The sequence below is a fragment of the Hyphomonas polymorpha PS728 genome (assembly GCF_000685315.1).
Lineage (GTDB): Bacteria > Pseudomonadota > Alphaproteobacteria > Caulobacterales > Hyphomonadaceae > Hyphomonas > Hyphomonas polymorpha.
Genome location: NZ_ARYM01000013.1, coordinates 64,618 through 78,268 on the forward strand (window position 1 = coordinate 64,618; position 13,651 = coordinate 78,268).

Annotated in this window: 14 protein-coding genes; 7 read left to right on the top strand and 7 right to left on the bottom strand. The window is 66.3% G+C overall.

Annotation, left to right across the window (positions count from 1 at the left end):
- Positions 1 to 3: 3 nt before the first annotated feature.
- Positions 4 to 1,353: an MFS transporter gene (locus HPO_RS12055; RefSeq protein ID WP_035599044.1), complete on the top strand. Its 1,350-nt coding sequence runs from the start codon at positions 4 to 6 to the stop codon at positions 1,351 to 1,353.
- Between the two features lie 16 nt (positions 1,354 to 1,369).
- Here HPO_RS12055 and HPO_RS12060 read toward each other — a convergent pair whose 3' ends face one another.
- The 6 genes from HPO_RS12060 to HPO_RS12085 are packed head-to-tail and all read right to left on the bottom strand — an operon-like array spanning position 1,370 to position 9,061.
- Complete coding sequence (locus HPO_RS12060; RefSeq protein WP_035599047.1) at positions 1,370 to 3,409, bottom strand: hypothetical protein; 2,040 nt, start codon at positions 3,407 to 3,409, stop codon at positions 1,370 to 1,372.
- A complete protein-coding gene (locus HPO_RS12065) occupies positions 3,406 to 6,273 on the bottom strand; it encodes a DUF4159 domain-containing protein (protein WP_035599050.1) in 2,868 nt (955 codons plus the stop codon). Before HPO_RS12065 ends, HPO_RS12060 begins: the two co-directional genes overlap by 4 nt.
- A complete protein-coding gene (locus HPO_RS12070; protein ID WP_035599053.1) occupies positions 6,270 to 7,136 on the bottom strand; it encodes a DUF58 domain-containing protein in 867 nt (288 codons plus the stop codon). The genes HPO_RS12065 and HPO_RS12070 overlap by 4 nt, the downstream gene beginning before the upstream one ends.
- Positions 7,123 to 7,683: a hypothetical protein gene (locus tag HPO_RS12075; RefSeq protein WP_035599056.1), complete on the bottom strand. Its 561-nt coding sequence runs from the start codon at positions 7,681 to 7,683 to the stop codon at positions 7,123 to 7,125. Before HPO_RS12075 ends, HPO_RS12070 begins: the two co-directional genes overlap by 14 nt.
- On the bottom strand, positions 7,680 to 8,069 hold the full coding sequence (locus HPO_RS12080) for a hypothetical protein (RefSeq protein WP_035599060.1): 390 nt from the start codon (positions 8,067 to 8,069) through the stop codon (positions 7,680 to 7,682). The genes HPO_RS12075 and HPO_RS12080 overlap by 4 nt, the downstream gene beginning before the upstream one ends.
- A complete protein-coding gene (locus HPO_RS12085) occupies positions 8,066 to 9,061 on the bottom strand; it encodes an AAA family ATPase (RefSeq protein ID WP_035599063.1) in 996 nt (331 codons plus the stop codon). The genes HPO_RS12080 and HPO_RS12085 overlap by 4 nt, the downstream gene beginning before the upstream one ends.
- A gap of 75 nt (positions 9,062 to 9,136) precedes the next feature.
- Between HPO_RS12085 and HPO_RS12090 the strand changes: the two genes are divergently transcribed.
- From HPO_RS12090 to HPO_RS12115, 6 genes are all read left to right on the top strand, one after another.
- Entirely contained in the window at positions 9,137 to 9,724 is a 588-nt protein-coding gene (locus HPO_RS12090) for a DUF1285 domain-containing protein (protein ID WP_084324298.1), read from the top strand.
- A gap of 7 nt (positions 9,725 to 9,731) precedes the next feature.
- Positions 9,732 to 10,355 carry a CoA pyrophosphatase gene (locus HPO_RS12095; protein ID WP_035599066.1) on the top strand — a complete coding sequence of 208 codons (624 nt, stop codon included), beginning with the start codon at positions 9,732 to 9,734 and terminating at the stop codon, positions 10,353 to 10,355.
- Between the two features lie 77 nt (positions 10,356 to 10,432).
- On the top strand, positions 10,433 to 10,786 hold the full coding sequence (locus HPO_RS12100; protein WP_035599069.1) for a DUF6111 family protein: 354 nt from the start codon (positions 10,433 to 10,435) through the stop codon (positions 10,784 to 10,786).
- A complete protein-coding gene (locus tag HPO_RS12105) occupies positions 10,773 to 11,978 on the top strand; it encodes a CCA tRNA nucleotidyltransferase (protein WP_035599071.1) in 1,206 nt (401 codons plus the stop codon). Before HPO_RS12100 ends, HPO_RS12105 begins: the two co-directional genes overlap by 14 nt.
- A gap of 109 nt (positions 11,979 to 12,087) precedes the next feature.
- A complete protein-coding gene (locus HPO_RS12110; protein ID WP_035599074.1) occupies positions 12,088 to 12,312 on the top strand; it encodes an AbrB/MazE/SpoVT family DNA-binding domain-containing protein in 225 nt (74 codons plus the stop codon).
- The gene (locus HPO_RS12115; protein ID WP_035599077.1) at positions 12,309 to 12,695 is read left to right on the top strand and encodes a type II toxin-antitoxin system death-on-curing family toxin; all 387 of its coding nucleotides are present in this window, start codon (positions 12,309 to 12,311) and stop codon (positions 12,693 to 12,695) included. Before HPO_RS12110 ends, HPO_RS12115 begins: the two co-directional genes overlap by 4 nt.
- 4 nt (positions 12,696 to 12,699) lie before the next feature.
- Here the strand turns inward: HPO_RS12115 and hemF are convergent, their stop codons facing one another.
- A complete protein-coding gene (gene hemF / locus HPO_RS12120) occupies positions 12,700 to 13,620 on the bottom strand; it encodes an oxygen-dependent coproporphyrinogen oxidase (protein ID WP_241767913.1) in 921 nt (306 codons plus the stop codon).
- Positions 13,621 to 13,651: the final 31 nt, after the last annotated feature.

The following is a 13,651-nucleotide window of genomic DNA, read 5'->3' on the forward strand; positions in this document are numbered from 1 at the left end:
AGTATGGCCGACATTGTGACCGGCCAGGACGAGCCGGTACGGCCACAGGCCGGCCTGCGCGAAGTTCTGGGATCACTCCGCCAGCCGAAGGTCGCCATTGCGATGGTGTTCGGCATTGCCACGGGCATGCCGCCCGTCATGGTCGGCGCCACGCTTGGCTACTGGCTGCGGCAGGAAGGCATCGCGCTCACCGCCATCGGCTTCATGGGCTGGGTTGGCATCTTCGTTTCCGCCAAATTCCTGTGGGCGCCTTTTGTGGACTGGATCCGGCTGCCCATCCTCGGCAAGCGGCTCGGCCATCGCCGCTCCTGGATGCTCCTTGGACAGATCTTCGTCACAATCGGCATTCTTGGCATGGCGTTCACCGGCCCTTCCGGCGGGCTGGCGGTGTTTGCCGGCTTCGCCATGCTCACCTCCTTTGCCGCCGCCACGCAGGATATCGCGGTGGATGCCTGGCGCATCGAAAGCGCGAAGGATGAAGAGCAGGACCTGATGGCCTCGGCCTATATCCTTGGCCTGCGCTCGGGCTATTTCCTTGGCAATGTGCCGCTACTGGCCGCCTCCGGCATTGTTGGCTGGCAGATGGCTTACGCTTTTGCCTCGCTGGGCGGTATTGCGGGCCTCTCGGCGCTCCTGCTGGCGCGGGAGCCGCAGAAGCCGCGTAATTTCGAGCCGCTGACAGGCCTTGCCTCGGTTGGCGGCGCGCTCGTCCGTCCCGTGAAGGTTTTCTGGCAGGACCATGGCCGCAACCTCTATGTATTCCTGCCGCTGATCGCGCTGTTCTTCCTGCCGGACGGGCTGATCGTGCCGATGGTCGGGCCCTTATATATAGACCTTGGTTTCTCGACAGCCGAAATTGCCGGCATGCGCACCGCCATCGGCTTCCCGGCGACGCTGGGCGGGGTGGTCGCCGCCGGGCTTATAGGCCTGCGCTTCGGCACGCTCGCGGCCATGGCCATCGGGGTTACGCTCGCGGGGCTATCCAATCTCGGTTTCTGCATCCTTGCCCTGTCAGGTGGCTCGAAGCTCATCTGGGCTGGCATCACGGTGGTGGAAGGCTTCAGCGGCGGCCTCGCCATGGCGGCCATCGTCGCCTGGGCCAGCCGCCTCACCAACCCCATCGCCACCGCCGCCCAGTTCGCGCTGCTCTCTTCGCTGATGTCTCTGCTCAGTGGTTTTCTCGGCGGCTTTGCCGGGCTGGGGGTCACCGCGCTGCAGGGCGTCACCGGCTCCTCGATGGGCGGCTTTGCGCTCTACTTCTCACTCAGCCCGCTCGCCGCCCTTCCGCCGCTGATCCTCATCTGGATGGTCCGCCAGCGGATGAAGCAGGCGGAAGCGGCGCCGCCGCCCTGAGAGAGGGAAGGATGCGTCAGCGTCCCTCGCGCCGCCAGGCCAGCAGCAGGAAGATCACCAGCAGGCCCGCCGCCAGAATACCCGGCACCAGCCCCTGGCTGGTGGACGAGCGCACCGCATAGGCGCCGCGCTCGCGCAGGCCCAGCCAGTTATTCCCGGCGGCGTTGCCGCGCGGCCCAACGCGGCGAACATCCGGAATGTTCGTGCCCGTATCATTCAGCCGGAACACGCCCCCGCCGGTCGCTGCCGCCACCGGGGCGACCAGCGCCGTGGTCGATTCCAGATTGGCATATTCCTTCGGGTTTTCCGGCCCGCTGAGCGCAATCGCCTCCAGCCCGCCCGAGCGCGCGCGGTAGATGCCCAGCTCCTCGACCGGCGCCTCTGCCGTAAAGACGCCGGGACCGGCCGGGGCCCAGCGCGGGGTCAGCACCTCGCCCTCCGGCGTCTGCACCTCCAGCGGCGGGGCCGCGTCCAGCAGTGTGCGCAACTCGATCTTTGCCTCGCCTGCCTCGATGGTCAGGGCCAGCCGGCGTTCTTCCAGCTCCGGCTCCTTCATCATCCAGTGCACCACCCGGCGGATCAGCTCGGCAAATGGCCCGCCGCCATCATGCCCGCTCGCCCACAGCCAGACCTGATCCGACATCAGCATCCCCACGCGCCCCTTGGACACGCGGTCAACGATCAGCAGCGGGCGCCCGTCCGGCCCGCTCATCAGCACATCGCCGCCTACGGCGTTGGCCTCGATATAGCGCATCCAGCCGCCCCATTGCTGCCCGTCCAGTGGCGCGGTGACGGCATGGCGTTTGCCAGGACCGGTCAGCTGCGGCACGAACTCGCCGGTGCGGATCACGCCGGTGGGGGAAGCAGGCAGAACCGAGGCGAGCGGCGAGCGCGCGAGGCTGGCGGGCCCGGCAAACTGCTCGCCCGCCACGATCAGCAATGCCCCGCCATCCGCCACGTAGCGAGACATATTGTTGAGATAGGCCTGCGTGATCACGCCCTGGCGCTCATACTGGTCGAAGATGATCAGGTCGAACTCGGTCAGCTTCTGCTCGAACAGTTCCTCGGTCGGAAACTCGATGAGGGCCAGCTCATCGGGCCGCGCATAGTCCACCTTGAAGGGCGGGCGCAGAATGGTGAAATGTACAAGGTCTACGGACGGATCGGATTTGAGCAGGTCGCGCCACACGCGCCCCGCCTGGTTGGGTTTGCCCGTCACCAGCAGAACGCGCAGCCGGTCGCGCACGCCGGCAATGGAAGTGGCCGCGCGGTTGTTGGCCAGCGTCAGTTCCTCCGGCCCCGGCGGCGCCTCGATCACTACGATGTTCTCGCCCCGCCGCTCGATCTCGATCGGCACGGGCGTCTCCTTGCCCGCCTCCACGCGCACGCGCTCGGGCGCCCCGCCATTCAGCGAAACGGCAAGGTCCATCGTTCCGCCGCGCGGGTCTTCGGCGCGCACCATGAGGGTGGCTGTCTCGCCCACGATGCCGAAATTCGGCGCATTGACGATCTCGATCCGCCGGTCGCCAAGGTCTTCGTCGCCCGCGATCACGCCGTGCAGCGGCCCGATGATCGCCTCCACGCGCGCCGGATCAGGCAGATCATGCACCTGGCCGTCGGTCACCATGATCGCCCCGGCAATCCGGTCGCGCGGAACATCCGCCATCAGACCTTCCAGCGCGCCATAGAGATAGGTGCCGTCATCGCCGGGGCTTGTTTCCAGCGTGCGCACTTCCAGGCTCGTGTCTTCGGCGAGCTTTGCCTTCAGCGCTTCATAAGCGGCTGCCGCCGCCCGGTCCCGCTCGCCAAATTGCATGCTCTCGGATTTGTCGAGGATCAGCGCCGCCACTGAGGGCAGGGGCTCGCGCTCCTCATGCACCAGAGTGGGGTTCAGCAGCGCGGCAGATACCACCAGAAGGCCCACCGCCCGTGTCAGCCAGGCCCGGCCCCGCAGGAAGAAATACGCCGTCCACGCCCCAACCGTCAGCGCCACCAGCGCCCAGATCAGGGGCCAGCCCAGGAAAGGCTCAAGGCTGAGGCGCACCGCTTCAGTCATCGCGGCCCCCCATCCAGCAGATTGCCGCCCGGCAGCAGAGGCTCGGGGGTTTCATTCTGTTCGCCCAGGCGCTCCAGCAGAGCCGGAATATGCACCTGGTCGTCCTTATAGCTGCCCGTCAGCACATACATCACGAGGTTGACGCCAAACCGTCGCGCAGTTTCGCGCTGCTGCGGTCCTCCGTCAACGGAATAGAGGTCGCGGCCATTCTCATCCACAGCCCAGGCGGACACCCAGTCCGCGTCGCCGATGAACAGGCGCGAGACGCCGTCCCCGCGCGTGGCGCCGGGCTCGCCCGTCTTCTCGATCCAGAGGCGCCGCCCGGCAAACCGGCCAGGATAATCCTTGATCAGATAAAAGCTGCGCGACAGCACATGATTGTCCGGCACGGTCTGCAGTTGCGGCGCGTCGAGGCCTGCCAGCAGGGTTTCCAGCCGGGACACATCCGTCTGCGCTGCCGGGTCCCCGCCCACGCGCGTGTCGATGACCAGCGCGCCGCCCGCGCGCAGATAGGCGTTGAGCCGCGCCACCGCCCGGTCTGTCAGCGGCGCGGCATTCTCCGGCACCACAAAGAAGATCAACGGATAAAGCTCAAGCGCGTCGGTTTCCAGGTTCAGCGCATGGGGCTCTGCCGGCTCCACTGACGTGCGCATGTTGAGGATATTGGACAGCCCGCGCAGGCCCGCGCGCGTGCGCTCATTGAGGGTCCGGTCGCCGGTCTCGACATAGCCAAACCGCATTACCAGGGCCGCTTCGATTTCCTTCTCGCTCGCCTTGCCCGCCGGCAGGGGCACCACGCGGGTGGAGGGCGAGGGGATCGCGCGATAGCTGCCATCGGGCAACAGCTCATAGCCGCCCTGGGCGTGGGCCGGCTCCTGCGGCAGGAAGGCAAAGGCCAGGATCAGCGCGCCCACCGCCCCCCCTGTTTTCTTGGCCGCCGCCTTGCCCCGGCGGGTCAGGCCGCGCAGCCGTCCGGCTACGAACAAGGCAATGAAAAGGTCCAGCGCCAGAAGGCCTGCGGCAATCGCCAGCATCGGCCCGGCCAGGCGCAGGGAGCGGGCCTCTGCGTCGCCCAGAAGGCGGGCCGAAGCCGGCCACTGCGTCATCAGGTGCGGCGCGGCGCCTGCGCCAATGTTCAGCGCGCGCGATCCCGATGGCCCCTGATAAAGCCCCGGCGGGTGGATTTCGGAAGGCTTCATCGTGGCAAATTCGGAAGCCCTGACCGGCGCGGCATTGGGGCTCGCCCGTGTCAGGCGGCCAAATCCGTCGAGGGAAAGCTGGGGCATATAGGTGCCGTCGCCATCTTCCACCGCTTCGCCCCGGCCCGCTGCAATCGCCCGGCGCAGCATCTGTTCGAACACGCCGGAATAGGCAAGGTCGCCCCAGTCCGGCCCGGCGGTGATGTGGAAGAGGATCAGCGTCCCGTCGCTCCGGCTGTCGGCGCTGACGAGGGGCGAGCCATCGGTGAGCCGCGCCCAGGTCTTGCGCGCCAGATCGGGCTCGGGCCGCGCCAGCACCTGCTGGCGCACGCGCACATCGCCGGGCACGGGCAGGCCCGCAAAGGGCGAAGTATCAGGGAAGGGGGCCAGCCCCTGCGGCTCTTCCCAGGCCAGCGCGCCCCCAATGGCGCGGGAAGACCGGCGCAGCGTCACGGGGAGAAGGTCGTCCCCCTGCGCGGCCAGGCGCGGCCCGGCAAAGCGGATCAGTGCCCCGCCATTCTCCACCCATTCTGTCAGCCGCTCGGTATCGGCCTTCGGTATCTGTCCGACATCGGAAAGAATGATCGCGTCCGGCGCCGCCGCCACCAGCGTCTCGATGTCTCCGGTGGAGATTGAGGCGAAGGGCTCCAGCGCCTTGCGGATATAGTGCATGTCCGAGAGCAGCGGCTGGGCCGCCGTGCCCGTGTCGACGATGCCGACGCGGCGCGTGCGCTCCGCCGAATCCCAGAGCCACACCGTGCCCGCGCCCGCCCGCCCGGTCACATTGAACCGCGCAATCCGCGCCAGCGCTGCGGCCGGAATGGAAAATTGCGCCTCCGCTTCCCGCGCGCCCTCGGCAAACACCGCCTCGGCGGAGGCAAGCGCCGAGCCGTCCTGCGTCAGCGCTGAAACAAAGGCCCGCGCGCTACCCCGCGCATCGGCCCGGGCCAGGCGCACGGTCACCGCATCGGTCTGCGCCGAAAGTCCGGTGATCACGGCAGGGCCCTCGGGCGGGGCGGCAAACACGGTCAGCGGCGCGCGTGCCGCCAGGGCCGCAGCAAAGGCGGCGCCCCCTTCGGTTTCCAGCCCGTCACTGGCATAGAATATCCGCGCCGGTGTGAGGTTCGAGGCGTCCAGCCGGGCCAGGGCATCGCCGCGGTCGGTCGCCCAGGGCTGGGGATCAAGGCTGGAAAGGCGCCGGGCCATGTCTGCGCGGGAAAGCCGCTCGGCGGGGTCGGCGTTGAGCTGGCGCGGCGCTGTCAGCAACAGGTGCACCGCCCCGTCGCGGTCGCCCGCGTCCAGCGTGGCGCTCGCCGCATTGGTCAGCTCGCCCCAGCGCGGGGCAGAGGCCCAGCCATTGTCGATCACGATCAGCAGCGGCCCGCCGCCTGCCTCGGTCGTGCGCGCGCCCGGCGCCCAGACGGGCTGGGAGAGGCCAAGGATCGCCGCGATGACCGCAAGTGTACGGATCAGCCACACCCACCAGGGCGTGCGCGCGGGCGTCTCTTCCTCAGGCTCTGCCCCTTCCAGCAGGCGCAGCGAGGGAAGCTCAGCCTCCTTCGGCGCAGGCGGGGTCGCCCGCAGCACCCACCAAATGAGTGGCAGCGCCAGCAGCGCAAACAGCGCCAGCGGCGCCCCCAGCAGGAAAGGCCCGATTGCCGTCACCGCGCCACCACTCCGAAGCGTTCAATCTCTGCCTTGAGGCGCGAGGCGCCAGACAGCGCCGGGCTGCCGGTCACATGCGTCACCAGCCCCCAGCCCATGCGCGCGGCAAGTGTGGCAAGCGCCTCGCGCTGCTCGGTGAAGCGGCGCATGTATTCCTCGCGCATCGTCTCGGCCCGGCCAAGGATGCGCTCATCGCCCGTGCCGGGACGCGACAGCTTCGTGCGTCCCTCAAACGGAAACGCAATCTCTACCGGCGCCGACACGGCCAGCAGAACGCCCTCGGGACACCTTCCCGCAAGGGGGCCGAGCCGCGCCTGCCATTCCGCTGGCGGATCATAAAAGTCAGACGCCACCACCATCGTTGCGCTTGCCTTCGGCGGGGGCGGGAATTGCCCCTTGGTGCCGCGCGAGAGGTCGTCCAGCAGCCGGTCCACCGCGCGCTTACCAAAGCTGGGGCTTCGGCCAGAGCCCAGCGCGCCAATGCGCTCGCCATCTTTCGACATCAGGATGGCCATCGTCAGCATCAGGAGGGTGGCTTCTTCGGCCTTCGTGCGCAGGTCGCCCGCGCCCTTCCAGCGAAACCCCGCCGCATCATCGACCCAGAACAAGACCGTGCGCGCTGTTTCCAGCTCGCTCTCGCGCACGAACAGCTCCGTGCCCTTGGCCGATCGGCGCCAGTGAATGCGCCCCGGCGCGTCTTCCTGGGTGAAGCGGCGATATTGCCAGAAATTCTCGCCCGTCCCCGCACGCCGCCGCCCGGCCGAGCCGATATGCGCGGCTTCGGAGGCTTCTGCCTTGAAGTTCAAGCCGGGCAACTGCCGTGCCAGGCTTTCCGCTTCGGCGCGCAGGTCAGAAGCAGGCATCAAAACACCCCTCCGATTTATTCGAGGGAAGCCGTTCTGCACATTTTTCGAGAGCAGGCAGGAGGCTCGCAGCCTTTTCGCCTTTGTTCTGCATTTCCCGTTTGCGTGAGATTACTGTATCGCGCTGATCGAGTGCTGCTTTCGGGTCAGCAAAGAGTCCATTGCTTGCGTCATTGGGTGGCAGTGGGGAATCCGAAAAGGAGCTGCGTATGCGGTTAAGCTGCCACCAGACCTTTTCATTCTCCTCATACAGCGCGGCAATATCGGCAGGAAGCACAGTTGGAGCTGGCGGATTGGCGGCCCGTTCATTCAGGAACTCGAAAAACGCCTCTTCGCTCTCAAAGTCAGCCGCTGAGAAGAGTGGTGTAGGAGGAATGTGCTGCATGACTAAATCATTCACATCGCTTGTCAGTGCGCGCGCCACCTCAAATTCCGTCTTGCACCACTCAACATAGGCGGCGTCTGGCGGGCTGGCTTGCTGGCACGCGCCAAGTCCAACGCTTAATGCGGTGACGAAGACGATGAGAGGCTGTGGCGCAAGTATCATTCCAGCAGCGGACCCGCGCACGCCTTGGCCGCCTCGATCCGTGCGGTCGCTTCTTCATCCGTGGTGTGATCGAATGTGTAGGTCGCCGTATCGTCCGGCAGGCCGCGTTCCGTCTCGATCACATTGCGCATGGCCACCAGGTCGATGCCCAGAACGGTGAAAGTGTCGGTCACCTCATTATAGGCGTCCATCGCTTCTTCGGAGGCAAAGCGGATGACCTTCAGCTTTTCCTCGCGCGCTTCCACATGCTGGCGCACATAGGCAGCGTTCTGCGCCAGCGTATCGCCGCAGGCGATCACTGCCGCGTCCAGCCCGGCCTGCGGCCCGCCTGAGCAGGCAGACGCGAGCAATCCGGTTCCGGCCCCCGCCAGTATGCGAAAGTTCATGCAGCCTTCCTCACCAGATCATTGATCAGCTCGCTGAGCTTCGGCGCGTCCCCGGTCGGGTCATACCGCATCGCCATCCGGTGCCCGAGGCAGGGGTCGGCGAGGGCTTCAATATCCTCCATTGACGGGGCAAGACGTCCGCGCAGCAGCGCGCGCGCGCGCGCCGCCAGCATCAGCGCCTGGCCCGCCCGCGGCGATGGCCCCCAATCCACCAGCCGCTTCACGCGCGCATCCGTGGTCTGCTCGGGCCGTGCCTCGCGGATGAGGTTCAGGATCGTCGCCACCAGCTTCTCGCCCACCGGCATCTGGCGCACCAGCGCCTGGATCTTCAGAAGCTCGGCCGCGTTCAGCGCCGCTTTCACCGGCGCCTCGGCGCCGCGCGTCGTCTCGATCAGGATGCGCCGCTCGGTGTCGAGGTCGGGATAGGCCACGTCCACCTTCAACAGAAACCGGTCAAGCTGCGCTTCGGGCAGGGGATAGGTGCCTTCCTGCTCGATCGGGTTTTGCGTGGCCAGTACATGGAAGGGCGCGGGCAGGTCATGCCGGGCGCCGGCCACCGTCACATGCTTCTCCTGCATCGCCTGCAGAAGGGCAGACTGGGTGCGGGGCGAGGCGCGGTTGATCTCGTCGGCCATCAGAAGCTGGGTGAACACCGGCCCCTTGATGAAGCGGAAGCTGCGCTCCCCGCTCGGGCTTTCGTCCAACACTTCAGAGCCGAGAATATCGGACGGCATCAGGTCGGGCGTGAACTGGATGCGCTGATTGGCAAGGCCCAGCGCCGTGCCCATCGCCTCTACCAGCCGTGTCTTGGCCAGGCCCGGCGCGCCGATCAGCAGCGCATGCCCCCCGGCCAGCACGGCGGCGAGCGACAGCTCCACCACCTTCTCCTGGCCAAACACGGCCTTGCCGATCTCGGCTTTCACGCGGGCAAGGGCTTCGGCGGCAGCCTCTGCATCTGCCACGGCAGTTTCGGTGTTTGTGGTATCGGCCATGTGTTCAGGCGCCTCCGGCTTCACGTCTCTGGCTATCAGCCCTATGTCTAAGGCGTCATTTTGGCGGAGAAAGATGTGACATCCAGTCCCGGCACAATTCTGAGCGTTGAGGAAACGCTTAAGGCCATCCTGCCGGAAGGCAAGTTTGGTGCTGAGTTACCCCCTGTAGAGAAATGGAATCCTGCCGGGGTCAAAGACATTGGCATGGAAATCCGCGCCGATGGCAGCTGGTGGCATGAAGGCGGCGAGATCAAGCGCGCCAGCCTGGTCAAACTCTTCGCCCGCATCCTGCGCAAGGACGCCGATGGGCAGACTTTCCTGGTCACCCCTCATGAAAAAGTGATCGTGCATGTCGAAGACGCACCTTTCCTTGCCGGCCGGCTGGATCTGCTGGGCGCGCCGGGCCGGGATCAGGAAATCGGCTTTGTCACCACGGTGGGCGACGTAACCATTGCCGGGCCAGACCGCCCTATCCGCGTCGAGACAGACCCCGAAACCGGCGAGCCTGCGCCTTACGTTCTCGTGCGCGGCCGCCTCGAGGCCAAGCTCGCCCGCCCGGTCTTCTATGAACTGGTGGACCTCGCCGAACCCTCGCTGGAGGACGAGAATCTGCTGGGCGTCTGGAGCAAAGGGGTTTTCTTTCCGCTCGGACCTGCGGCATAGGCCCCCGATGTCCTTTCGCACCCTTGATGACTTTGTAGAGCGCGTCACCGCCAAGCTCGACCCGCCCGCAGGGCAGGGGCGGCTTACCGAAATGGGCGACATGGATTTCCTCACGCCCGAAGAAGTCGCCATCATCCGCCCGGCGGCGGTCCTCTTCGGCGTCATCCCGCGCCGGGAAGGCCCCACGGCGCTCCTCACCCTACGCCCCACCACGATGGCCGACCATGCCGGCCAGGTCGCGCTGCCCGGCGGCAAGGTAGACCCGATTGATCTGGATGAGGTCGCCGCCGCCCTGCGCGAAGCGCATGAGGAAGTCGGCGCCCACCCGAACGATGTGGACGTGTTGGGCAAGGCCTCGCCCTACATCACCGGCACGCGCTACCGCATCACCCCGGTTGTCGGCCTGCTGCCGGCTGATTTCCAGCCGGTGCCGGAGCCGGGCGAAGTCGCTGCCATCTTCGAGACCCCGCTCGAACTGCTGATGAACCCCAAGAACTACCTGACCGGCACCGCCTTCTATAAGGGCGCCCACCGGGAATATTACGAGATGCCCTATAACGGCTATCGCATCTGGGGCGTCACTGCCGGCATCATCCGCCGCCTCTACCAGACGCTCTACGAAAGCGACTGATCTTGGCGCTTCAGGGTTTCTCAAACCCTTTCAGCGCCTTATGTAGGCCTTGTAAGAGTTGCGGGGAAAGTACCGACATGGCCGGACGCCTGCTGTTTGAAGTCTTCATATTCTCACTGCCCTTCCTCGTGTTCGGCATCTACTCGCTCGCGACCCGCTCGGCCGAGGAAGCCGGCAAACGCAAATGGCCCATACAGATGCTGTTCGCCATTGGCCTGGGGCTGGCCACCATCGCCTGGTTCGTGCTGATCGCGCTGGAGCCGCGTGAGCGCGACATGTGTGTGGAGCCCGCGCGCTATGAAAACGGCCAGCTGATCCCGCAGCGCACCTATCCGTGCGAGCGCCATCCCGAAGATGTTGGCCTGCAGCGCGGGCGTCTCGCGCCCCCTGCGGCGCCTGCCGAGACCCCGCCCGCAGATGACCCGAACTGAGCAAATTGCGGCAAGCTGGCTGGAGGCGCCCTCAAGCCGGGCCGTGATGGCGGCATTGGAAGCAGCCCGCAAGGATGGATCGCGCTATGTCGGCGGCTGCGTCCGCAACACCCTGCGCGGCCTGCCCGCCGATGATGTCGATGTCGCCACCCAGCTCACCCCGCCCGAAACCGTCGCCGCGCTGGAAGCGGCCGGCATCCGCGTCATCCCGACAGGGATAGAGCACGGCACCGTCACGGCCTTCTTCAAGGGCGTGCCGGTGGAGATCACCACCCTGCGCCGGGATGTCGAAACCGATGGCCGCCGCGCTGTCGTCGCCTTCACGGAAGACTGGGCCGAAGACGCCGCCCGCCGCGATTTCCGCATGAACGCCATCTATGCCGGGCCGGAGGGGACGCTTTACGAAGTCGTGCCCGGCTCGATCGAAGACGCCCTTGCCGGCCGTGTCATCTTCATCGGTGAGGCTGATCAGCGCCTGATCGAGGACTATCTGCGCATCCTGCGCTTCTACCGCTTCAATGCCTGGTATGGCGCCGGAATTGATGGGGCCGGGCAGGCGGCCTGCGCCCGCCAGCGGGAGGGGCTGAAGAAAATCGCTGCCGAGCGGATCTGGAAGGAGTTGAAGCGCACGCTTTCAGCGCCCGATCCATCCACGGCCCTGATGGCGATGGAAGAGGCCGGCGTCCTGGCCATCGTCCTGCCGGGCGCGACAGCGGCTTTTGTGCCCGGGCTGGTGGAAGTCGAGGCCGCCCATGGCTTGGCCGCAGATCCCATGCAGCGCCTGATGGCGATGCTGCCCCGCCGCCCGCGCAACATGTCGGAGGCAGCCACCGCCCTGCGCCTCTCCAATCAGGAGGCCGCCCGGCTGCAGGCCTGGGCCGATCCGGCGCTCGGCCACATGCTCGGCCTCGGCCAAAGCGCCCGGCGGGAAGCCTTCTACCGGTTTACCCCCCAGGCGGTGCTCGACCGCGCCCTGATCGAAGCGGCCAGCGGGGGAGAGGACAAGCTCGCCCCGATCCTGACGGACAAGTCCAGCTGGATGCGCCCGGTCTTTCCGGTCGGGGGCGAGGACGCCCTGACCGCCGGCCTCAAGGGCCCCGACATCGGCAAGCGGCTCCACGCCCTGGAAGAAGCCTGGATTGCGTCCGGCTTCCGGCTCTCCCGCGAAGACCTGCTCTCACGCCTGAAGTGAGGCAGGGCGTGTCCGGCTTTGTCCGCCGGATGAACCCGCGCTGGCCGCCCTTGGTTCCCAGAATTCCCGCCCCATGTTATAACGCATGTTATTCCATCAGGAGGCCCCCATGACCAAGCTGAAAATCCGCAAGATCGGCAACTCCCTCGGCGTCGTGTTGCCCAAGGAGGTGCTCGACCAGCTGAAGGTAAAAGAGGGCGACACGCTGGATGTCGTGCCCACCGAAACGGGCGTGAAGCTCTCCATCTCCGATGAAGAGGTGGACAAGCTGATGCAGATGGCCGAGCGCATCATGGATGAAAACCGTGAGGTTCTGCGGGCGCTGGCGAAATGAGCGAGCCCCTCTGGCTCCCTCTCGACCTGTTGATCCGCCTGCATGACCGGCAGATTGACCTGCATGGCGGACTTCCCGGCACGCGCGATCCCGGCTTGCTGGAAAGCGCCGTTTCCCGCCCCCTGAACGCCTGGTCCTATGGCGAGACGGACCTTTTCACGCTGGCCTCGCTCTATGCAGGCGGGCTGATCAAGAACCATCTCTCCCTCGATGGCAACAAACGCATCGGCTTTCTCGCCGCGCTGCTCTTCCTGGAGGCCAATGGCTGGAAGATGGCTGCGCCCATGGCCGAGCGCCTGGCTTACACACTACAGCTCGCCGCCAGCGAAATCTCCGAGGAAGCTTACGCCGCCTGGCTCCGCCGGTCCTGCGAAAAGGTCTGATCTTTCAAGGCCATTTCACGATGGGCGGCATGGATGAGAGAATGCTCTCGATATTCCCGCCGGTCTTCAGGCCAAAGGTCGTGCCCCGGTCATAGAGCAGGTTGTACTCCACATACCGCCCGCGCTGGATCAGCTGAGCGTCCCGCTCGGCCTCGCTCCAGGCTTCGTTCATCCGCCGGCGCACAAGGGCCGGATATATATGGGCAAATTGCCGGCCCACTTCCTGGGTAAAGGCGAAATCCTTGTCCCAGTCGCCGGTATTGAACCGGTCATAGAAAATGCCCCCTGTGCCACGCGGCTCGCTGCGATGGGGCAGGTGGAAGTAGGTCTCGCAATACTCTTTCATGTGCGCGTAATCGGCGCCGGGATGGGTATCACAGGCAGCCTTCATGGCGGCGTGAAAATCCACCGTATCTTCAAAGCTCTGGTCGCGCTGATAGGCCAGCAGGGGGGTGAGGTCGCCGCCCCCGCCAAACCAGGCCTCGCTGGTCACCAGCATCCGCGTGTTCATGTGCGCGGCCGGCACGCGCGGGTTCAGCGGATGGGCAATCAGCGAAATCCCGCTCGCCCAGAATTGCCCGCCAGACTGGTCCGCCCCCGGGATCTGCGCGGCAAAGGCCTCGGAAAACGTGCCGTGAACTTCGGAGAAATGCACGCCCACCTTCTCGAACACTTTCCCGCGCATCAGGCCCATCCGGCCTCCGCCCAGGTCTTCGCTGCCATCGCCCCGGCGCCACTCCTTCAGCACGAATCGCCCCGCGTCCCCGTGATAGAGCGGGGGCAGGGCGGCGTCCTCGATCGCCTCGAACCGGGCAATGATGTCTTCCTGGAGCGCGCGGAACCAGGCGCTTGCCTGCGCCTTGCGCGCCGTAAACTCGGCAGTCTGGGTGGCACTGATCATGCCCGACTGTTGCGCTGTGGGCATTTGCCTCGCAAGTCCCCAGTTGTCACAGGGG